The 20,375-nt window shown below is 69.5% G+C and carries 22 protein-coding genes and 1 pseudogene; 4 read left to right on the top strand and 19 right to left on the bottom strand.

From position 1 onward, the window contains the following. Positions 1 to 39 precede the first annotated feature (39 nt). The 5 genes from NITAL_RS20330 to NITAL_RS20305 all read right to left on the bottom strand — a co-directional run bounded on the left by NITAL_RS20330 (position 40) and on the right by NITAL_RS20305 (position 4,093). A complete protein-coding gene (locus NITAL_RS20330) occupies positions 40 to 264 on the bottom strand; it encodes a hypothetical protein (protein WP_052668111.1) in 225 nt (74 codons plus the stop codon). 511 nt (positions 265 to 775) lie between these two features. Beyond that, entirely contained in the window at positions 776 to 1,228 is a 453-nt protein-coding gene (locus tag NITAL_RS20320; RefSeq protein ID WP_052668107.1) for a hypothetical protein, read from the bottom strand. Between the two features lie 154 nt (positions 1,229 to 1,382). Further along, positions 1,383 to 1,856 carry a pyridoxamine 5'-phosphate oxidase family protein gene (locus NITAL_RS20315; RefSeq protein WP_052668105.1) on the bottom strand — a complete coding sequence of 158 codons (474 nt, stop codon included), beginning with the start codon at positions 1,854 to 1,856 and terminating at the stop codon, positions 1,383 to 1,385. Between the two features lie 155 nt (positions 1,857 to 2,011). Then, positions 2,012 to 2,965, bottom strand: a complete 954-nt coding sequence (locus tag NITAL_RS20310) for an NAD(P)-dependent alcohol dehydrogenase (RefSeq protein ID WP_052668103.1) — start codon at positions 2,963 to 2,965, stop codon at positions 2,012 to 2,014. Positions 2,966 to 3,298: 333 nt separating this feature from the next. Beyond that, positions 3,299 to 4,093 carry a TetR/AcrR family transcriptional regulator gene (locus NITAL_RS20305; RefSeq protein ID WP_052668102.1) on the bottom strand — a complete coding sequence of 265 codons (795 nt, stop codon included), beginning with the start codon at positions 4,091 to 4,093 and terminating at the stop codon, positions 3,299 to 3,301. Between the two features lie 48 nt (positions 4,094 to 4,141). Between NITAL_RS20305 and NITAL_RS20300 the strand changes: the two genes are divergently transcribed. Then, complete coding sequence (locus NITAL_RS20300) at positions 4,142 to 4,597, top strand: DUF6194 family protein (RefSeq protein ID WP_052668100.1); 456 nt, start codon at positions 4,142 to 4,144, stop codon at positions 4,595 to 4,597. A gap of 295 nt (positions 4,598 to 4,892) precedes the next feature. Here the strand turns inward: NITAL_RS20300 and NITAL_RS20295 are convergent, their stop codons facing one another. Beyond that, positions 4,893 to 5,918 (bottom strand): alpha/beta fold hydrolase, encoded by a 1,026-nt coding sequence (locus NITAL_RS20295; protein ID WP_083441821.1) that lies wholly within the window; start codon positions 5,916 to 5,918, stop codon positions 4,893 to 4,895. 124 nt (positions 5,919 to 6,042) lie between these two features. On the opposite strand from NITAL_RS20295, the gene NITAL_RS20290 reads away from it, so the two are divergent. The 3 genes and pseudogenes from NITAL_RS20290 to NITAL_RS20275 all read left to right on the top strand — a co-directional run bounded on the left by NITAL_RS20290 (position 6,043) and on the right by NITAL_RS20275 (position 8,444). Beyond that, entirely contained in the window at positions 6,043 to 6,567 is a 525-nt protein-coding gene (locus NITAL_RS20290) for a putative immunity protein (protein ID WP_211262547.1), read from the top strand. Positions 6,568 to 6,840: 273 nt separating this feature from the next. Beyond that, positions 6,841 to 7,915 (top strand): annotated as a pseudogene (locus NITAL_RS29460) (IS110 family RNA-guided transposase). 184 nt (positions 7,916 to 8,099) lie between these two features. Further along, the gene (locus NITAL_RS20275) at positions 8,100 to 8,444 is read left to right on the top strand and encodes a hypothetical protein (protein WP_052668092.1); all 345 of its coding nucleotides are present in this window, start codon (positions 8,100 to 8,102) and stop codon (positions 8,442 to 8,444) included. A gap of 40 nt (positions 8,445 to 8,484) precedes the next feature. Here the strand turns inward: NITAL_RS20275 and NITAL_RS20270 are convergent, their stop codons facing one another. The 13 genes from NITAL_RS20270 to NITAL_RS20215 form a co-directional block, all read right to left on the bottom strand. Next, positions 8,485 to 10,335 (bottom strand): NADase-type glycan-binding domain-containing protein, encoded by a 1,851-nt coding sequence (locus tag NITAL_RS20270; RefSeq protein ID WP_052668090.1) that lies wholly within the window; start codon positions 10,333 to 10,335, stop codon positions 8,485 to 8,487. Continuing rightward, complete coding sequence (locus tag NITAL_RS20265) at positions 10,332 to 10,907, bottom strand: phage tail protein (RefSeq protein ID WP_052668088.1); 576 nt, start codon at positions 10,905 to 10,907, stop codon at positions 10,332 to 10,334. The genes NITAL_RS20270 and NITAL_RS20265 overlap by 4 nt, the downstream gene beginning before the upstream one ends. A gap of 40 nt (positions 10,908 to 10,947) precedes the next feature. After that, positions 10,948 to 12,894 (bottom strand): putative baseplate assembly protein, encoded by a 1,947-nt coding sequence (locus NITAL_RS20260; protein WP_052668086.1) that lies wholly within the window; start codon positions 12,892 to 12,894, stop codon positions 10,948 to 10,950. A gap of 2 nt (positions 12,895 to 12,896) precedes the next feature. After that, positions 12,897 to 13,304, bottom strand: coding sequence for a GPW/gp25 family protein (locus tag NITAL_RS20255; RefSeq protein ID WP_052668084.1), 408 nt, complete (start codon positions 13,302 to 13,304; stop codon positions 12,897 to 12,899). A 1-nt stretch (position 13,305) separates the two neighbouring features. Next, a complete protein-coding gene (locus tag NITAL_RS20250) occupies positions 13,306 to 13,608 on the bottom strand; it encodes a PAAR domain-containing protein (protein ID WP_052668082.1) in 303 nt (100 codons plus the stop codon). 10 nt (positions 13,609 to 13,618) lie between these two features. Continuing rightward, positions 13,619 to 15,451: a VgrG-related protein gene (locus tag NITAL_RS20245; RefSeq protein WP_052668080.1), complete on the bottom strand. Its 1,833-nt coding sequence runs from the start codon at positions 15,449 to 15,451 to the stop codon at positions 13,619 to 13,621. A 12-nt stretch (positions 15,452 to 15,463) separates the two neighbouring features. Further along, a complete protein-coding gene (locus NITAL_RS20240) occupies positions 15,464 to 16,228 on the bottom strand; it encodes a CIS tube protein (RefSeq protein ID WP_052668078.1) in 765 nt (254 codons plus the stop codon). A 20-nt stretch (positions 16,229 to 16,248) separates the two neighbouring features. Further along, complete coding sequence (locus NITAL_RS20235) at positions 16,249 to 16,680, bottom strand: phage tail protein (RefSeq protein WP_052668077.1); 432 nt, start codon at positions 16,678 to 16,680, stop codon at positions 16,249 to 16,251. Positions 16,681 to 16,698: 18 nt separating this feature from the next. Beyond that, positions 16,699 to 16,881: a hypothetical protein gene (locus NITAL_RS27525; protein WP_157041988.1), complete on the bottom strand. Its 183-nt coding sequence runs from the start codon at positions 16,879 to 16,881 to the stop codon at positions 16,699 to 16,701. 1,885 nt (positions 16,882 to 18,766) lie between these two features. After that, positions 18,767 to 18,925, bottom strand: a complete 159-nt coding sequence (locus NITAL_RS29455; RefSeq protein WP_342674238.1) for a DUF6760 family protein — start codon at positions 18,923 to 18,925, stop codon at positions 18,767 to 18,769. Beyond that, on the bottom strand, positions 18,922 to 19,365 hold the full coding sequence (locus tag NITAL_RS20225) for a hypothetical protein (RefSeq protein WP_211262546.1): 444 nt from the start codon (positions 19,363 to 19,365) through the stop codon (positions 18,922 to 18,924). The genes NITAL_RS29455 and NITAL_RS20225 overlap by 4 nt, the downstream gene beginning before the upstream one ends. A 38-nt stretch (positions 19,366 to 19,403) precedes the next feature. Then, the gene (locus NITAL_RS20220; protein ID WP_211262545.1) at positions 19,404 to 19,865 is read right to left on the bottom strand and encodes a phage tail protein; all 462 of its coding nucleotides are present in this window, start codon (positions 19,863 to 19,865) and stop codon (positions 19,404 to 19,406) included. A 51-nt stretch (positions 19,866 to 19,916) separates the two neighbouring features. Continuing rightward, positions 19,917 to 20,366 carry a phage tail protein gene (locus NITAL_RS20215; protein WP_083441820.1) on the bottom strand — a complete coding sequence of 150 codons (450 nt, stop codon included), beginning with the start codon at positions 20,364 to 20,366 and terminating at the stop codon, positions 19,917 to 19,919. Positions 20,367 to 20,375 lie beyond the last annotated feature (9 nt).

Genomic DNA, 20,375 nt, shown 5'->3' with positions numbered 1-20,375 from the left:
ACCGTCAAGGCGACGAAACAGAACGCCCGTGTTGCTACGTCAGTCGCTGTCGAGGAAGAGCAGCAGAAGGTCGTCGCCCGCCCCCTCGGCGACGGCTACGGGCACGTTCGGATCGGCGTAGAGGCGCGCCGTGGTCTCGCGGTCCAGCTCGTCGCGAGCGAGGGTCCACTCCCGCCCCGACCGGTCCCACAGTCTCAGCTCACCACCGACGTTGCCCCAGCGGGGATCCAGGAGGCGGTTGACGTTCCTCTTCCGTGCGGCCACGGCGCCCTCCTGCTCGAGGAACGCAGCCTACGAAGTCGCGCGTCAACGCCCGGAGTTGCCACCTTGTCCCGCTACTCGAGTTCGCTGCCATCGATGGGACAGGCTGAAGCGACTCCCGGGAGCACCCGGCCGCACGTAGGGCACCGGGTGGCGTCGACAACCCCGAGTTCCTCAGCAACGTGTGAGGCCGGGTTCCCGGCATCGACAGCCCGGCTGCGGATGATCGGGCCGGCGCGCTCGACCGTGTTGTCGAAGACGTGGTCCGCCCGCTCTCGCGCCCAGCGACCCATGACGGTCTCCCTCATCCGAACGGATCCTACATCTCTCCCGAGCTCAGCCACCTCGGGTGAGCAACTCGCCCGGGGGGCCGGAGCTACGCCCGTTCGAGCTACCCGCCGGGCTACGCCATCATCCTGATGTCGCGCGGGGTCGCGTGAGCGGGCAGCGGCGCATCGCGCTCAGGGGCAGGATGGCCGTCACCGGTTGGAACGGTGAAGCTGGCGGCCGGTCGTCAGCGCCCGTGAGGAGCACTGCCTGTCATCGGCGAGACGGGTGTCATCGATGCCTCGGAACCGCAGTAGCCAGCGAGCCATGCTGCTTCCTGCTCGGTCAAGGCGCCGACTTCCCACAGCACGAATGCCAGCGCGCGAACCTCGCGGTTGTGCCACTCGAAGGCTGCGATCAAGGATCGGACACCAAGCACCAGCTGCCGGTGAGCAAGTGCCGGCGCGGCAGCGACCACCATCAGCTCCGGGTTCTCGGCAAGGGCGTTCTGCATCCATGTCAACGGGTCAGGCTTCGCCGCGTCGCCGCTCACGTCCAACAGGAGGCCGTGGCTGGCTGGATGCGTCAACGAAACGGTGGCGGCAGTTGCCGTGGGCTCCGACCTGACCTCCACCTTCCAAGCAGGCACCAGCTGCTGCGCCCGTTGCTCGAGCGCCTTGATGAAGGTTTGCTCGTTCACGGTCGCATCCGCTGATCGAGATGCCCGCACGGTGCCACAGAAGGGACCCGTCGGCCGCAGACAGCGTGCCACGCCGGTCGGCCGCTGGTCACGGTCATGGACGATGCGTGGGCCGTCCAGCACAGCTCAACCGAGGTCGCGCACGGTCCGGCCACTACCGAACGGGAGATATCGCGGGGTGGGATGTCCACCATGCGCCGTTGGAGCGCGGCCCGGCGGCAACACCGATCAGCCGCTCCGGCTGGAGGATGATCGCCAAGCGTGGCGTGTCGGCTCGCTCAGCGGCAAGTCGTTCGGAGCCACCGTACTTGCGCGTGATCCGTCGGGTCCATGCCGCATGATCGGGTTCGAGGATCGCGTGACCGCGGGCCTTGACCTGGACGTTGGGACGCCCGCCGCTGTCCGGGTTGCCCTCGAGGTCGACCACGAAACCAGCGCCGGGGTCACGGCGGATGTGTCGGATGTGTGGCCGACCCGTGGTACTGGTCATGATGACGCCGTGTCCCTCGTGGTGGACGAACCAGATCGGGGTTAGGTACGGGAACCCCTCATCATCGATCGTGGCCAACACGCCAGGAACCTTCGCGGCGAGCACGGAGGCCATCTCCAGGTCGGACAGGTGGCGCATCAGCTGGAGCGTAGTCACCCGTTCCTGCAACGCTCGGCCGCAGCCTTCCGCCCATGGTTCTCGAGCCGAGCCCGGGGCGTGTTCCCATGTCGTGCGTCGGCAGCCGTGCGGTTCGGTCGATACCGCGTGCCATGCGGGCGACGCAGGTGCTGGTCTCAACCGAGCGCCACGACCGCCTTGCCCAACGCGCGACCGTGACCGACGTAGGCAAGCGCTTCGGGGACCTCGTCCAGTCCGAACGTTCGGTCGATGCGGATCGTCACGTCGCCGGCCAGACAATCCTCAGCGAGGGGTTCGAAGTGGGGCGGCCCCTGCTTCACGACGAGCATCCCCACGCGCCGTCCCGTGGTCCGGCCGAGTAGGGCTCCAACGGTCACGATGGGCAACAGTCTCCGCACCGCCCCACCGACACACTGGTAACGGCCGCCGGGTGCCAGAGCACGACGACAGGCGAACGGCGACCTGGTGGCGACCAGGTCCAGGATGCGGTCGAAGGGCGCGAAATCGCTGAGATCCTGGCGCCGGTAGTCGCCGACCTCGTCGGCCCCCAGCGACCGCATGAACCCGAGCTTGCCGGCGTTGTCGATGCCGGTCACGTGCGCACCGGCACGCTTGGCGAGCTGGATCGCGAACGCGCCCGAGCCGCCGCCCGCACCGTTGATCAGCACCCGCTGCCCGGCACCAACCCCCGCCGTGCCCTGCAGGGCGATCGCGCCTGCCTGGGGCAGCGTCGACGCCTGCGCGAACGTCAACCCGTCCGGCTTCTTCGCGAGGGCCGACTCCGGAACGATCGTGTACTCGGCGAAGCCACCCATCAGCTCGAGGTTGTCCCCGTACACGAGGTCACCCTCAGCGAATCGCGTCACCGCGTCACCGACCGCGGAGACCCGACCGGCCACGTCCGAGCCGAGCGTGCGGTGCTTCGGCGCCCGAAGCCCACCGATCCGCGCGTACAACGGCGTGCCCCGCAGGCATTCCCAGTCCGACAGGTTGATCGACGTGGCTGCGACCTCCACCAGCACCTGCTCCGGGCCAGGCGACGGGACCGGCACCTCCTCGACCCGAAGTACCGAGGGCGGGCCGTACCGGTCGTAGACAACGGCCCTCACCGCTACTCCTGACGATGAACCCAACGGGCGGCGGACGCCACCACCGGCACCGTCGGTCAGACCCGAGCTGTCGATCGATCTGACCGCACCTTACGCGGACCATCACAGCCCACCTCGTGATCTCCGCACACGTGCGTCGAGCTGTCATGGCCACGGGACCGTGACGATGTGCGGTCTCTCGTGGGCGGTGGACCGCGCATACCGAGTCTCGTGGAGGGTGGCGCAACGACGATCATGACCGCTGGTTGGCGAGGTCAGATCGTCACGGCGACCATGCCCGCCCGGGAGCTAGACATGCCGCGACGAGGTGCTCCGAGCTTGCGGGTCGCAGACTCATGGATGCCGAGGCGGTACGAGCTTGAGTGAGACTCCGTCGAGGAGGTAACCGAGCCCACGCTGGAAGGCATCGGCAGCTGCGCTCGAAGCGTCCGCACTCGAGCCTGGTGTGCCGGCGAAGAGCGCGTCGAGGACGCCCATCGCCTCCAGGCGCGGGAACCGCTGCCGGAGAGCTGGTGTCACGACCTGGGCGAGCGCGGCCCCTCGTCGTTGCCAGTAGTCCCGGTGCCCGATCCTGGTGCGCGCTGGCGCCTGATCGGCCTCGACTGCTGCCCTGACGGCGCCTCGTACGTAGCTGCCGACGGCACCGATGACCTCGCCGATCAGCTCTGGCGAGAGCTCCAACCCGTCGAACGCCGCGAGCTGTCGCTCGTGGAGCGCGAGCTCGGCAGGCCCGAGGGCCGATCGCCCGGCCCCGAGCTCGGCGAGCCACGGGTGCCGATGGTGCAGCTCCCAGGTGGCGACGGCGTCGTGTTCGAGCCGGTCACGCCAGTCCGCGTCGTCTGGAGGGGCCTGCGCGAGGAGTTCGCCCAGGACGTGATCGACCATCAGGTCGAGCAGCACCGGCTTGCTGTCGATGCGCGGGTAGAGCGACATGGCGGTCACCCCGAGTCGCCCGGCCAGACCCCGCATCGTCAGGGCATCGAGGCCGACCTCGTCGGCGATGTCCACCGCTGCGCCGACGATCTCCTTCTTGCCGACCGTCGGTGCCGGCCCACGCTTGGGCCCGTCCTCGGCATCCCACAGCAGCACGATGGCACGTGTGGGATCGCCGGAGCCGGTGTACTGCACGATGACCCTATACACTGTAGGGACTTAATGGTAGCAGGAGGAGGGATCGTGACCGAGACCGAGGTCCGTTCGCTGTTCGAACAGCTCGAGGATGTCCACGTCGTCGTCGGTTCGCTGGACCTCGGCCACCCCGAGGCCGCCGTCGGCGACACGTTCTGCACCTACAGCCCCGACGATGGGACCGAGCCCGACAAGATGCCGTTCGCGACCATCGTCACCAAGGACATTCCCGGCTGGGACGAGGCATCCGATCTGGACCGTGCTGGTGCGTTCCGGGTGAACCTGAACGTCGGCCGCGCACACCTCCCTGCCATCGACGACCAGGTCGATCACACCCAGCGAGATCGTCTGCTCCCTCACCCCCAGTACGCCACCCACGGCTGGGTCAGCATCGTCGAGCCGGGAGCGTCCACCGCAGAGGACCTCGTGAGGCTGCTCGAGATCGCGCACCAGAGGGCGGCAGCCCGGCACCGAGCCCGACGCCGGCACGAACCACCTACCTAGATGCGAGCTCTCGAGGCACCCTTCTTAGGCGCGGCCGCACGGAGCCGTGATGATGCGCGGGTCTGCAGGAACACCGCGCCGCGCGAAGTCGTCGGGGCAGGGATGCCACACCCCTGACAGCCGTGAGCCTTCGGGTTCCGGCCGACCGGAGCGTGAACAGGCTCCTGCGGGAGGGTCCGGTGGCGTTGACGTTCGACGCGGCGGCGGTGGTCAACGGCGTAGGGGTGGCGTCGTGGCTGGTGACGGGTCTGCCGATGAGGGTGGCGTCGGTCGGATCGTGCGTTCCGGCCGGACGTCAGCACCCGTCGAGGTGGCTCAGGATCGCCGCCATCACCTCGGGCATGTCAGGGTAGGGGAACGGGTGACCAGCGCCTTCCAGCCAGAGGCCGTAGGCGGGAGGGATGGCTGCGGCGAGTCGATGGCCGTGCTCGATCGGCAAGAACGCGTCGGCCGTCCCGTGGATGACGAGCGTGGGTGCCGTGATCGTGCCCAGCAGCGGATATCGGGAGCGGGTCACGGCGACAGCAGCCTGGTGCTGCCGCAGTGCGCGGAGGTTGAGTCCGTTCCGCTCGCGCAGGTCGTACAGGACGATCCTGGTCCACTCCTCCACATCGATCGGTTCGTCGCCGCCTTGCGCGATCAGCCCCGCGAGGAGCTCCTTCACGAGGTTCGTTTCGCCGCCGAGGAAGCGGTACCTCAGGAGTGGGAGCGCCGCTATCGCGGCCTGGATCAGCGGCCAGGTCCGTGGTCCGGGCAGAGCGGTGTCGGTCGGATCCGCCGATGTCGACATGAGGGTGAGGGAGCGGACCCGCTCGGGGTGGCCGATCGCGACCTCTTGGGCGACGAACCCTCCGAGGGAGAGCCCGATGAGGTGAGCGCGGTCGATGCGGAGCTCGTCGAGGACGGCGACCGCATCGTTCGCCATGTCGATCAGCGAGTACTCGTGCTCTCGGCTCCAGCCCGTCATCCAACTCGACGCGCCGGTGCCCCGCTGGTCGTACCTGATCACGCGGTAACCCACCGCCGTCAGGGCACGTAGGAACGCCGGCGGCCAGTACAGCGAGCTCGCACCGAGGGCGATGTTGAGCAGGATGACGCCCTTCTCCGCACCGACGGGCGGGAGGGACTCGTACCAGATCCGTACATCGTCGGACTGGGCGTACCCAGCTTCACCGTTGACGACTCCCGTCACGGGGCCGGCGCGGATGCGGGTGATCGTCCGCTCCGCGTCGGGCGGCAGACGGGGCCCTCGCCGCACCAGGAGCGCCGCGAGTCCGGCGAGTCCCAACGCCGCCGCGGCCAACACCGTCCACTTCCTCATCGAACGATCCTACGCTGCCATGCTCTCGGCCCCCGGTTGACCCGGTCGCAGTGTGATCCTGGGCCGGCAACGTGGGGGTGGGTTCAGCGCCTAGTGTCCTCGGATGGCACGATCCCCGCAGACCTTGAGCGTCGATGACCGCCGCATCCTCGCGTCGTGGGCAGCAGACCGCGCTGAGCACGTCTTGGCAGTCTTCGAGGATGCCACGCGGGACGACGGCAGGGTGCGAGCCGCGATCGACCAGGCTCGCTCCTTCGCCGCGGGCGATCTCGATGTCGCGGAGGCGGTGAGGCGTCGAGGTGGAGAGGCGGGTGTCGCTGCCCGGGAAGCGCTGACGCCAGCGGCAAGGGCAGCGGCGTACGCGGCCGAGCAAGCCGCCGCCGTCGCACACATGGGAGCACATGCCCTTGGTGCGGCTGGGTATGCCGCCCAGGCATCGCGGTTGGCTGCAGGCGTCGAGGGTGACGCCGTGGCACGAGCAGAAGCACGCCGCCAAGTCGCCGCGATGACGGACGCTGTCGCTGACGCCTTGTCGCGCCTGCCGGCGCTTGGCGAGAACCGTTCCGGTCCGCTCGGGCCCGGGCGCTTGAGCGACGGTCACGTCGGCTACGCCATCCGAGCCATCCAAGAGCTCCTCGAAGATCACTAGCCGCAAGGGCCTCGCTCGGAACCGTGACTGCCATGCTGCATCTGCAGGTGTTCGTAGGCAGGATGCTGGTGGGTGGTCCGGGGCCGGTGTGACTCCAGCCGTGATGGGCCGTGGTGCCTTGGCGAAGAACCGTCCCCGGTCCCGGACCGTCCGCGAGACACGACGAAGCCGGGCCTCGTGACTTCATAAGGAGCTTGACCGCCAGTCCCGTGGCAGTCCTGTCCGAAACCCGACCTCGCCGTGTCGTCCCTCGCCGCAAGCAAGGAGACGAACATGAACACGGTGCCACACGACGAGCGTCTGGTCATCCTCGGGGTCGACACCCACGCCGACATCCACGTCGCGGTCGCCCTCGATCACCTCGGCGGGAGGCTGGGTGCGATCGAGATCGCGACCACCCGTGCAGGGTTCCAGCAGCTGCTCAAGTGGGCCTCGCAGCTGGGCGTGATCGATCGGGTGGGGATCGAGGGGACCGGGTCGTATGGGGCGGGGTTGTTCCGCTGGCTGCGTGCCCGCGGTATCAGCGTGATCGAGGTGGATCGGCCCGACCGCAAGCTGCGCCGTCAGCGCGGCAAGGACGACATCACCGACGCAGGGGGCAGCCCGGTCGGTGCTGTCGGGTCAGGCGACCGGGATCCCGAAGTCCGCCGACGGCAACGTCGAGATGATCCGGGTGCTGCGGGTGGCCCGTAGATCGGCGATGCGCGCCAAGATCGCCACCATCAACCAGCTGCACGCGCTGGTGGTGTCCGCCCCAGACGAGCTGCGTGAGTCGTTCGACGGGCTGACCTCCATGGCCAAGGTCCGCAAGGCCGCAGCGCTGCGTCCGGGCTCCACGCTCGACACCGTGGAGGCGGCGACCAAGCTGGCCTTGAAGAAGCTCGCCCGCCGCTACCTCGCCCTGGTCGCCGAGATCACCGAGCTTGATGGCCACCTCGAACCGCTCGTGCGCGCGACCGCACCCGCGCTGGTGGCGCAGCCTGGCATCGGGGTGCAGTCCGCTGCACAGCTGCTGGTCACCGCCGCTGACAACCCCGAGCGGCTACGGACCGAGGGATCGTTCGCGCACCTGTGCGGCGTCGCGCCGCTGCCCGCCACCTCGGGCAAGAAGGTCGACCGTCATCGGCTCAACAAGGGCGGCGACCGTGACGCGAACTGCGCGCTGCACATGATCGCGGTCAACCGGCTCAGCCGCTGTGACCGCACCCGCGCCTACGTCCAGAAGCGCTCACCCGACGGCAAGGCCGACCTCGACATCCTCCGCCGCCTCAAGCGCTACATCGCCCGCGACGTCTACAAGATCCTCACCGAAGACGTCCCCGACCTCGCCCTCGAACGAGCCGCTTGACGCGTATAGGAGCTTCTACGCGCAGGGCTCTTCGGTCTGTGGGCAGCGCATGGTTGCGGCGGCCGTGGTAACGGTGTCGACGGGATCAACAGGAACCGATCATCGGGTGCGCGACCGCGGGTGGGAACCAGTTGGCCGGTCGAGGCTGAAACCGGGACGCGTTCGGGGCGGAGCGCCCACGCCGATGAACGCCGCCGACGGTTCCTTCGACGGCGCGAGCGAACCGGTCTCAGCGACCGTGACGACCGAGACCGCCGGTGTGGCTGAGGTCTGCGTCACCGCGATCGACGCCGCAGGTCAACAGTCCGCTCCAGGCTGCGTCGCGCTCGCGATCTACGATCCCTCCGGTGGCTTCGCCGTCGGCAACGGCGCCGTGCACTCGCCGGCGGGAGCCGATCGTCACGCGGCTGCGGAGGGGCCAGCCAGGTTCACGTTCGTCCCCCGGCACGTGCGAGATGGTGCCGACGCCACCCGGTACGAACTCGAGCCCCAGGTGCTGACCGGCGGCCACATCCGGATCGGGCGGTAGCACCGAGGGCGGACACCGCGGAGCGGGTCACCGTCGTTCCTCATCGGCGGGTCCTGAACTCGATCTCGGTGATCGCGAGGTTGCGGTTGCCCTGCCCGGGGTAGACGCCGAGGACCTCGATCCGCACCGAGGTCACCCCATCGGCCGTGAGGGTGAAGGACTGGAAGTCGTGGCTCTCCTCGAGGTCGAACGTCTCCATCACGCCGGTGTCGAAGACGAAGCGCAGCTCGCTCGGTCGCGGCCATTCGAGGAAGTTCTCGGGGGAGCCCGAGATCACGCCGATCGCAGCGATGTCGACGGGACGAGCGAACTCGATCAGCAACTGCTCACCGACCCCGTGATCGTCGCTCGACGCGGCCGCCCACCAGGTGTCGCGATGGCCGTCGATCACCGCATCGTCCGGGTGGTCCGGGTGTTCGGACGAGGCGGTTGCCCCTTGGGCGCTGACGGGGGTGAAGCTCGGGGCGACGATGCCTCGCACGGTGTCGAACCAGCCACCGGCGACGTCGGTGACCATCGACCGCAGGTCCGGGTTGAAGGTGATGCCGACGGCCCCCGCGGCGAACGCCACCAGAGCGAGGATCCGCATGACCTTGCCGACGGGGCCGAGCACGACGCGTCGGAGCGCGCTCACCTTGCCGCGGACACCGCGACCGCTGGTCAACTTGCCGCGCCCCCGGGACGGCCGTGCGCCTGCCTCGTACACCTTCGGCTTCCGAGTGAACGCTCGCCGCCACCACGGAACGCGCACGACCTCCGCCTCCGCCAGGGGGGTGCCGCAGCGGCTACAGAAGTTCCGCGTCGGTGCGTTGCCCTCGCCACAGTTGCCGCAGATCAGGTCCCCGGGACGTAGCCGCCGCGTCGGCCCCGTGTCCGGCCGTGAAGGCTGGGGCCGGACCGTCGTACGGCCCGGAAGGACCGGTGCGGGTCCCACAGGGGCGGTCGTTCCCGCGGCCTGCTCGTCGGTGGCGACAGCTGGGTCGTCTGCCGGCCGTCGACGCCGACGACCCGTTCCCTTCGGGGGTGTCGCCGTCGCGGCGCCCGGGGCGACGGGCGCGACGGGTGCGGCCGGGCGGACGGGGGGCGCCTGGGCGACGAGCGCGGCAGCACGCCGCGCGCGCTCCGCAGCCTCACGCTCGCGGGCGGCCTCCTCCTCGGCGAGCTGTCTGGCCTCCTCGGCCTCGGCCGCGACCCGGGCCGCTTCCTCGGCTTCCGCGGCGGCGCGGGCACGGCGGGCTTCCTCGGCCTCCTCGGTTTCCTTCGCTGCGCGTGCCTCGGTCTCCGCCGCTTCGGCGGCGGGAGCTTCGGCTCGCGTCCCGGTCGCTGCGGTGTCGCTCTCATCACCTCCCGTAGCGGGGCGTGCATCGGCCACGAGCTGCGCCTCGGCAGCGTTCTCCTCGGCGGCGCGGACCTCGGCTTCCGCGGCGGCGCGGGCCTCGGCCTCGGCGGCCGCAGCGGCCGCCTCCTCCGCCTGCCGCTTCGCGCGCTCAGCTGCCTCGACCTGCACCCGGAGGCGGTCCTCGGCTTCGCGCTGTGCCCGCTCGGCCGCCTCCGCCCCACGTTCGGCACGTTCGGCGGCTTCGAGACGCAACTGCTCCCGCTCGTCATCGAGTTCGGCGGGTCCGACGGAGCCGCCTTCGCCCGGCGCCTGGCCGGCTGCATCCTCGACGACGGCGTCGGTCTCGTCCTCCCCCTGACCGGTCAGGCGGTCGACCACGCGGGTGACCAGGCCCTTGGTCGTGTCGGCGTCACCGCCCGCGGCGACGCTCGCCGGCCGGTTCACGGGTGCCTCGTCGACCCGTGTGCCCGCCCACTCGAGGAACTCCTGGCAGCCGCCACAGAAGCGATCCTCGTCCTGGTTCTCGAACCCGCAGTTCGTGCAGACGATCACGATGATCCTCGCTGTTCGCTCGCCCCACCGGCCACGATCTCGACCCGGCTCGCCACGTGTGCGGGCTCGGACGCAACGACCAGTCGCTCGAGCCGGGCCACGTCCACCGCCTCCGGATCCGGGACGTGCACGCGGACGGTGAGCGTCGCTCGCGGTGTGCCCGGTGGCGCGGTTCTTGGCGTCGGCGACCACGCCACCCCGCCCGAGTCCTCGAGCTCGATCCGCTCCACGTCGGCGCCGAGGAAGTGGTTGATCAGGTCGACCGTGCCGCGCTTCGTGCCACGCCACTGCAGGAGTCCGACGGCGGTCGCGACGAGGCGGCGCTGCTGTTCCTCCGACCAGTTCTCGTCGAGCTCCGCGCCGACCCAGGTCGCCAGCCACGGCAGGAAATCGGGAGGTGTCAGCCACGGATCGAGGTAGGCGTCGATCGAATCCAGGGTCGCCAGCACGGGGGCGATGAGGTCGTCGAACACCGACAGGAAGCGCTCCGTGAAGCTGTCGCCCTGGTAGGGCGCCGGCATCGATAGCGCGAGCGGGTACGGGTTGACGAGGTCTGGGACCATCCCGCGCATCGTGGCTCCTCCTCGTCGGATGTGGGATCGGTGCCGCTGGTCAGTGCTGCTCGACTCGGACCCGGTGCTCGTACGAGAAGAGCAGCGAGTTGGCGTCGAGGTCGAGGCGTTCGACCGGATCACCACGGTCGCCGGTGATCGGGTCGGCCGCGAAGAGCCGCGCCTCCTCGACGAACTCGGTGCCCTCGACGCGTTGGAGCACCGCGTAGACCTCGCCGATGTGGACGGGCCGACCGAACGGCCAGCCCGCACCATCGGGTCCGCCGACGGTGGGATGGAAGTAGGCGTACAGGGCACGCAGCGCGGCATCGTGGAGGCGCTGGACGTTCGCGGTCCGCCGGGCCTCGAGCCGCGCGATGATGGTGACCCCCTGGTACAGCGGCGGTTCCACGACCACCCGCGCACCGACCGTGCGTCGTGCATCGAGGTGGTCCGCGATCCGGGCCAGCGTGTCGTCGGCCGGGACGAGCTCCTCGAAACGCAGCTGCGCCTCCGCCGTCGTCACCGCCGGGACGATCAGCACCCGGACGGCTCCGGCATCGGGGCCTTCCGCTACCTGGACGCAGCGGACGCGCGCGACCTCTGGGGCGGTGGCTTTCGCGAGGTGCTCGTAGTCCTCGGGCGTGACCGCTCGGTTGCGCGTCCGCAGCAGGATCGGACCCCGCTGGCGGGCGTTCTCCATCGGTTCGACGTCGACGCCACCGGCTGCCGCGTACCGGTTGACGACCCGGTCAACCAGGGGGATCGCCGTCATCATCTGGGTGACGGTCCGTGCGGCGACGTTGCCGCGGCTACCACCGGTCGTGCGGTACCGGGGCACGCGGATCGGTGCGCCCTTCGGTGGTACGGCCCCGTAGCGTTGGATGGATCCGTCCGCCATCCGTACCCCTGGCCCGAAGACGACCTCGCCGGAGATCCGATCCAGCATGAAGGCCTTGGCGTCGGGTTGGCACTCGGCGAAGTTGTCGATCTGCGTCCAGATCTCCCACCCTGATCCGGCCGCGATCTCGATCTCCAGGGGCCCCTCACCGCCGAGGACGGGGGCGGACTCGAGGTTGAAACGCTGGCTGGGAACTCCCTCGGACATCCCGACGATCTCGTCGGTGACGTCGATGGCGTTGAGAGCGGTCGTGGTGCCTCCGGCTGTGCGGGCGGACACGGAACGGATCTCGGGGGAGGCGGTGTAGAAGGGCTGGTCCTCCTCTGGTTCGAGGACACGGCAACGGACCCAGCCGGCACGTTGGCGGTCGATCAGCGAGGCGGCGTGGTCGGTCGGGAGGTGGATCATCACCTCACCCTGCTTGTTGAGACCGCCGGTGGTGTCGTACTCGAGGTCGCACGGCACCCAGCCCTCGCCGTCCCAGGCCTCCCAGGTCAACGGCGGGAACTCCGGGTCGACGCCGATGCCTTCGACCTGACAGTCGAAGTCGAAACGGATGGCGCAGGCTGGCATGGCGTCCGAGAGCCCGAGCAGGAGCACATCGCCGGGCTCCGGCTCCTCGTGGAACGCGCCGAAGCCTGCAGCACCCTTGAGGATGTCGCTCTCGTCGAAGCGTTCGGAGCCCCCGCGCTCGACCATGACCCGGATGAGCTCGCAGGGCGGCATCACCAGATCCTCGACGGTCCGGAAGATCACCGCATCCTCGAGCTCGGACACCGCGGTCGAGGCCTGTGTCCCGGCCGGGACCCGGACGGGCTGTTCGATCGGTCCGGCCAACCAGAAGGTGGCATCCACGCGGGCGGGGGTCGCCGGGTAGAGCTGGACACCGAGCATGTCGAGGAACCGCATGTAGTTGCGGTCGGGGACACGGTTCAGGCGGTAGAGCACCTGGTCGGTCATCCACGCGAACAGCTCGATCAGGGTCACGCCCGGATCGGACACGTTGTGGTCGGTCCACTCGGGACAGCGCTGCTGCACCATCCGTTTGGCGTCGTCGACCAACTCCTGGAACCGCCGGTCGTCGAGGTTGGGGGCGGGCAGAGGCATGGTCAGTCCTCGTGCTCGGGGATCGTGTAGAACGGGAAGACGAGGTTCCGTTCGTCGTTGGTCGCCTTGACCCGGTAGCCAACGTCGATGTAGAGGAGGCCGTCGGTGTCGTCGTCGGCGTACACCTGGACCTGTGCGACGTCGACTCGTGGCTCCCACCGCTCGAGCGCCTGCTCGACCGCGAAGATGATGCTGCCGATGGTGGTGTCGCTGATCGGGGCGAACACGTAGTCGTGGATCCGGCAGCCGAACTCCGGGCGCATGGGCCGTTCGCCTGGAGCGGTGGAGACGATCAGGCGGATCGCCTCCTCGAGTTCGACCTGGTCCTCGACCAGGGCGATCGCCCCGGTGGCGGAGGTGCGCAGCGGGAACGCCAGACCCCGGCCGATGAACGGTGGGCTGTAGACCATCTCAGCCTCCGATCAGGACGGTGACGATCCCGGGGGGAGCGATCGCGGTGGTGACCGGCGCACCCGACGCCGGATTGACGCCCATGACCTGGTCACCGACTCGGGCAGCGGGAACGCTGTTGATCGTGACGGTCATGCTCGCGAGCGTGACCGCGCCGGTGCACGCCGCTCCATCCACCTTGTCGCCCATGCGCGCCGGGACCTGGCTGCTGATGGTCACCGTCGGCGGAGGGCGGCCGGGGAGCGGCAGGATCGCGTCGCCGGTCACCGTCGTGCCGCCGATGTGTGCTGCGGGTTTCGACACGAGCTACCCCTCAGTTGATCTTCACGAGGCTGCCTTTGAGTTCGGCGATGCCCACGGCCTCGAGCGTCAGCTTGGCCGTGGACTTGATGTTGACCGGGCCGTTGCTCTCGATGTCGACCCCTGCGGTCCCCTTGAGCGAGAGCGTGCGGGTGGCCTCGATCGCGATCTCACCGAGGGTCTTCATCGTGATCTTCTGTGTCGTCGCGTCGATCGTGATCTCGTGCTGGCCGGCGATCAGCGTGATCTCGTTCGTCGGGCTCTCCTGGATCACGAGCTTCGAGCCGCCGCTGGTCTCCAGCGTGATCGACTGCTCTGGAGGGGTCAGCGTCTCGGCGAACCTCAGGACGTGGCCCCCCGAGGTCTTGAAGACCCGGAGCTTGGTCTCGCCATCGGCGACGGCCAGCACCTGGGGTTCTGGGAGTTCGGTGGGCGGTCCGTAGACGCCGCCGAGCACGTAGGGCCGCCGCATGTCGCCCTGCTCGAACACCACGAGCACCTGGTCGCCCACCTCCGGGGTGCACTGGAACCCCTTGCCGTCGCCGCCGCCGACCGACACGACGGGTGCCCAGTGCGACTCCACGGCGTCGCCCAGGGACGGGAACTCGACCTTGACCCTGCCCCGCTGCATCTCGTCGTTGGTGTTGCTGACCTTGCCGATCATCGGACTGGCGGTGTTGGCGCCTCCGCCCCCCTCGTGCCCGTTCGCGCGGGTCGCGGCGCCCGGGTGAGCCAGCCCGAACAGACTGCGGTCGTGGAGGCCGCTGACCGTGAAGGAGGTGACGTAGTTCTCGTGGTCGAAGTCGAAGACGTGTCGAACGGTCGTGAGCACGTAGTCGGTGGAGAAGCTCGTACCCAGCCCGTCGACCGTGATCTTGCCGCCGGGGACCATGGCAGGGTTGCCGCGGCAGCTGCCCTCGGCCTCGACCGACGCCGAGGCGAAGTGTGCCGCTCGGGCCGTCGCGTTCGCCGCCGCCTGAGGCGGGAGGTCCATCGGGATGTCGACGCCGGCATCCTCGCTCGATCCCAGCCGGGCCGCGATGGTCATCGGTAGGAGCTGGGGGTCGACGGGGATGTTCTCGCCGGTCGCCGGCACCCCCGGCATCATGATCTGTTGCTTGAGCATCGAGTTCCAGCCGTACACCTTGGTGGTCTGCGGCTGCTCGGCCGAGGTGGCGCGCAGGCGGAACGAGAGGAGCCCTTGGCCGAGCGTCAGCCGCTGCGGGATGCCTGCGGTCGGATCCGCGCCAGCACGACGGAACAGCAGGTTCCCGAGCGACATCCCGACCTCGAACCCGTTCTCGCGGGCGCGCTCGAGGATGAACTCCCAGTCCGTCTGGTTGCGCTGACACACGTACTCGTGGGGCCCACCGGTCGGTTCGGCGATGGTGGTCAACCCGTGCTCCCGCGCGATGTTGCTCACGATGATGTTGTCGGGGGTCATCGTGAAGGTCTCGGTCCTGCGCTGCCGGTGCATGCGGTGGCTCTTGTCGTAGCCGCGGAGCAGGAACCGTTGCGAGCTCCCGGGGGTGAAGGAGGCCTCGACCGCGACGACCTCGCCGTCGAACAGCGGGCCGAGGGCGGTCTGGGTCGGGTCGTCCATCGTCGCCGGGCTGGCCTCGATCTCCAGCGCCGCGCCGGGGCGCATCAGAGGGTTGTCGATGACCGCAGGTGGAAGGGTGTGCGGGGAGTTGTTCAGGAACTCCACCTCGCACATCGCCGGCAGGTTGCGTTGACGTTCGACGACGACCCGCATGATCGACTGGTTCAGCTGCGGCGGCATCAACGGCGCGCCGTTGAGCTTGACGACCGGCTTCGACGCGTTGGCATCGCGTGCCAGGACCACGGGACGTCCCTTCTAGGAGAGGTCGGCGACGACCGACGCGTCGGGGAGCGACACGACGGCACCGGTGGGCAGGCGCAGCGGATCGTCGATGTCGTTGAAGGCAGCCAGACCGCGCCAGTACCGCGGGTGGCGGTAGTGGTGGTAGGCGATCGAGTGGAGGGTGTCGCCCGCCCGCGTCACGTAGCTGCGCTCACCTCCGTCGCCGCCCGAGGTGGGGTTCTGGCCCTCCGCCGGGCTGACGGCCTCCTCGAGTGTGAGGGTGACCTTCGCTCGCAGTGGTGCCCCACTCTTCGAGAAGTGGGTGTACTCGACGACGTACGACTTGATGTAGCACTTGAAGTACCGCTTCTCACCCCACTGGAAGCGGAGTTGGACCGCACTGACCTGGTGGTCGCCCGGCAGGATCGACTCCCGCGGCTTGCACCAGTCCTCGATCGCCCGCAGCTCCCAGTCGAGGTTGCCGTACGGGAGTTCGAACATGTCGAAGAGCAGCTCGAGGCCCTTGATCGAACGAGGCTTCGGGTTGCTGAACGTGGCGGGCGGCGTGTCGACCTGCTCGGTCGCCTTGAACTTCTTCCACTCGCCGCCGCCCTCGATCGTCAACGACTTGGGGTTGTAGCGGCAGATCAGGACAGGGATGGGAGGATCGGACAGCCCGAACCTGGCGAGCCAGAGCTCGTCGGGCATGAAGAAGGCCTTGGCGGTCACCTGGGTGCCTGCCGTCGCCGCCGTCGACCCTGCGCCGGATCCGGAGGTCGGGATGGAGACCGAGGTCATGGCTTGCTCCTGGGCGGTTGCTACAGCGAACCGGTCATGAGGTCGAAGCCGTGATGCTCGAAGGCGAACTCCTCGATCGCGACCTTCTCCTCGCCGGCGTTGAACGTCGGGCCCTTCCACGACTTTGGCACCACGTCGATGAAGCTCCAGTTCATGACCGCCTCGAGGTCGGCGTCGTAGACGGTGATCGACGCGGTGGACCGTGCCGCTGATCCGATGATGACGCTGGCCATGTACTTCCTGAGCTTCGCCGAGTCCTTGTCGATCGGTCGCGTCAGGACGATGGGCTTGAAGGTCATCCTTCCGGGCAGCTTGTGGACGAAGAGGTTCTGTCCGCCCTCGACGTATTCCTCCATCTCGTACTCGACCTCGAGCCCGGAGCACTCGGCCCACAGGCCGACGTCGACCCAGTCGAGCCTGACGTGGAAGAGATGGCTCAGGGCGTCACCCATCGACGGTCACCTCCATCGCTAGAGCGGGTCGCTCAGGAGCCCGGCGCGCTCACGCTGGACCCGCAGCTCCCAGCGCAGCTCGTCGCGTACGCGGGGGTAGAGCTCGTGGAAGACCTGTTCGACCTGCCCGTCGGTCAGTTCCGCGTCCGCCACCTCGGAGGGCGTCACGGCCACCTCGCCGACCTCGACCCGACGCTGCACCACCTGCGATGGTCCGGCGGCGGGCGCGGTCGGGGCCGCCGGCGGCGACGGTGGATCCGCCGAACGCATGACAGGGGTGGCGAGCCGGAGAGGAGTGGCGGAGCCCGTCGGCGGCTCCGGTTGGCGGGATGCGATCAGCCGCTCCACAAGAGGATGGCCCTCGAAGCTCGGCGGCAGGTCACCGAGCGCGTCGCGGGGCGAGGAGGGCCGCGGCGACGGCTCCTGCGGCCGCGGCGGCGGACCCATCCTCCGTGCCGGTGCGGCAGGGGACCGCACCTCGACGGCACGCAGGACCGGTGGCCGTGAGGGGGCGGGCTCGGGTCGGCTCGGGGCGGGAGTCGGTCCGGATGACCAGCGGACCGGGACCGGTGCCGGAGGTTCGGCCTCGGCCGGCGGGTCCTCGTCCTCGACGTCGGCGGCCACCGGGACGAGCGGCTCTCGGAGTCCAGTCAAGGGGACGACCGGTCGGTCCGCGACGGCGCTCCGGTCGATCGCCGGGGCGTTGGCCGGTTCGATCCGACGCGCGACCACCGGAGGCCCGGCCCACGCCGGGGCGGGCACGGGTGGAGCCACCGGGATCTCGAGTGGCCCATCCGGCGTGACGGACCGTGCCGGAGGGGGCAGCAGCTGCTGGAGTCCGCGGCTGATCGCCTCGCTGCGGCCGCGGCCCGTCACCGCCGCAGCACCGCGTCGAGGCTCGTGAACGGACCGCGCCGTCGGCGGAAGCCGGTCCAAGGGGGTACCGAGACCGCTGCGCCGCGGCCGGGCCTCGGAGATCGGTGACCGCTGGATCAGAGCCGCCGGCCGGAGCGAGCTGCTGACCGAAGGCTCTCCGAGCGTGGGCTGGATGCCGGTCGCGGATGGGGCCGTGAGTTCGGTCGAGGTCGGCGGTGGTCCACCGACGAGCGGCGAGGTCGATGCTGCCCCGGGGTCAGCGACCTCGGTCGGCGCCGCCGGCGGATCGACGGGTCGTCCCGCCGGCGGTACGGATGACGCCAGCGAAGCGGTCGACCCCTCGGCGGACCGGTCGATGACGGGGAGCTCTCCTGCGACGGGGCGGGAGCGCAGGGGCCGCCGCGGAAGCCCGCCAGGTCGCGGTGCCGGTGCGGTCGGGGGGGTCACCGGCCGGGTCGGGGTCACCGACCGCAGGACCCGAGGCGGTGTGCTGACGAGCGGCCGAGCGGGTGGTCGGCCGCTCGCGCCGGACGGTGGCGACGGCTGGCCGGGGGACGGCGGGTCGGGCGACGGCTGGTCGGGGGAGGACCGGTCCGACGACGGCGCTGCCCTCTGGTCCTGGGCCACCGTGGGCCGCCGCTCAGCGCGCCGGGAGGCGCTCGGGACCGTGGGTCGGCTCTCAGCGCTCCGGGAGACGCTCGTGGGCGGGCTGGGCGGAGGTGCCGGTGGGCGATCATCGGCCACCGGGGCGGTCGGTGCGAGCGGCACCGCGGGGTCTCCGTGCACGGGGGAGTTGCCATCGGGATCGGTCGCTGGCGTCCGGTTCGACGTCGGCCAACGCCGGTGGGTCGACCCCTCGCCCATACGAAGGGAACGCCGGCCGAGCAGGGGGCGCGGGGGGCCTTGACCGGCGAGCGGGGTCGCCGCAGCACGGGCGATCCCGGTCGCGATCCCGCGCGGGGCCTGCGGCGTGAGCTCGTGGCCGAGCGGCGCCAGGTACCGAACACTTCGGTTGCGGTCGGTGAGTTCGCTGCTGAAGCGCGCCATCCCGGAGACCTGCTCGAGCGGGCGCTCCGACCGGAGACGTAGTGGCGGCAGCGTCTGCCACTCGCGTCGGCGTGGGGTGGGTGTGGTCGCAACGGCCGGAGCACCACCGCCTCCGGCGGTGGATGATCGGAGGATGCTGCCGAGCAGCCTGCGCCACATCCGTTCACTCCTCGCCGGACAGCTGTCGGTTGATCCGCGCGATCTGGTTCACGAACTGCTGGCGCACCGGGTGCTCCAGGTCCAGGATCTCCGCCAGGGACCAGTGGAGGTGGTAGGCGACGTACGCGACCTCCTGGTACAGATCATCGGTCGCGTACGTCAGGATCGCCCCCCCGCATCACCTGCCACGTCCACGACGAACTCGTGATCGCAGGAGGGGCACGTCACCCCGGCTTCTGTATGCCCCTCCTGGTTGACCCTGCGGTAGAGGTCCTGGAGGAACGCCAGGTCGGTGGCGAACAGTTCCTCGATGATCGCGGGGGTGATCGGGTCCACGGCGCCGAGCTTGGTGACGACGCGGGACAGGAGGATGACCGTGAGGTACGCCTCGTGGTTGCGCACCCGGGGGTCGCGCAGCGGCTGGATCTCGTCGCGAGCGGTGGCGAGCCGCATCACGCCGGCGCGGTGGACCGTCCCGGTCGCGTCGAGGTAGCCGCGGGGCAGAACGAAGTCGAACTCGGTGCGCAGCGTCTCCTCGCCGCGTTCACGGTGCCCCGCCACGTCGACCGCGCTCGGCGCTGCTGCTCGGGTACCTGCCGCCATCGCTCGCTCCTCGCTGCTACGGGACGTCGGGGGACGCCTCAGTCCTTCCAGATCCGACTGACCTTGATGGTCATCGATTCCACGGTCGTGTCCGTCGAGCCCGCCTTGTGGCCCGACAGCTCCCACTTCGAGGGCCAACCACCCTCGAAGTTCCAGCGGTTGGCGACGTCGAGGCTCTCGGTGAACTGGAGGATGGCGCCACCCTTCAGCGCACCCTCGTACTCGCCGCCGCTGACCTTCTCGATCCAGCGGTAGAGCTGGTCATCCTCGGTCAGACCCCGCTTGAACGTGATGTCGCCGTAGGTGGCCTTCCCCGGGTACTTGCGGGTCTCGACAGCTCCCGCGCCGGACGACACCTTCTGCTCGATCACGTTCTGTTCGATCGTGATCGTCGAGACCTCCTGGAACTCCGCGAGGGTGACCCCGTCGACCTCGAGCCCGTACCGGAGGCTCGTGTGAGCTCGGTGCTCCTCGAACATGCCCATGGCCCGATCTCCCACGCGCCGGCGTCGCGACGGACGGTGTTCCTTCCGCGTCCCGACGTCGTCCGCTCAGCCCTTCTCGATCGCCTCGACGGTGAGGGTCACCGACTCGACGGAGATCTCGTTGGCGTTGGCCTTGAAGCTCGGTGCCTCCCACTTCGACGGCCAACCGTTGATGAAGTTCCAGCGCTTGATCTCGGCGAACATCGTGTCGTACTGGACGATCGAGCCGTTGCGGCGTGCCGACGTGATGTCGCCCTTCACCACCTGGTCGATCCACTCGTACAACTGGTCGTCGTCGGTGACGCCCCGCTTCAGCGTGATGTCGCCGAACTTGATCGGTCCCGGCTCCTTCTTGATGACCTCCTGGCCCCCCGGGAGGGTGGCCCGGTGCTCGATCACCTGGCGTTCGACGGAGATGCCGGAGACCTCCTGGAACTGCGCCAACGTGATCCCGTCGCACTCCACCTGGTAGATGTGGCTGGTCGCGGCGTCACCGCTCATGAAGTCCAATGCCATGGTTCACGA

The sequence above is a fragment of the Nitriliruptor alkaliphilus DSM 45188 genome (genome assembly GCF_000969705.1).
GTDB lineage: Bacteria > Actinomycetota > Nitriliruptoria > Nitriliruptorales > Nitriliruptoraceae > Nitriliruptor > Nitriliruptor alkaliphilus.
Note: the sequence above shows the minus strand (reverse complement) of the source record. Positions and strands in the feature narration are given on the sequence as shown.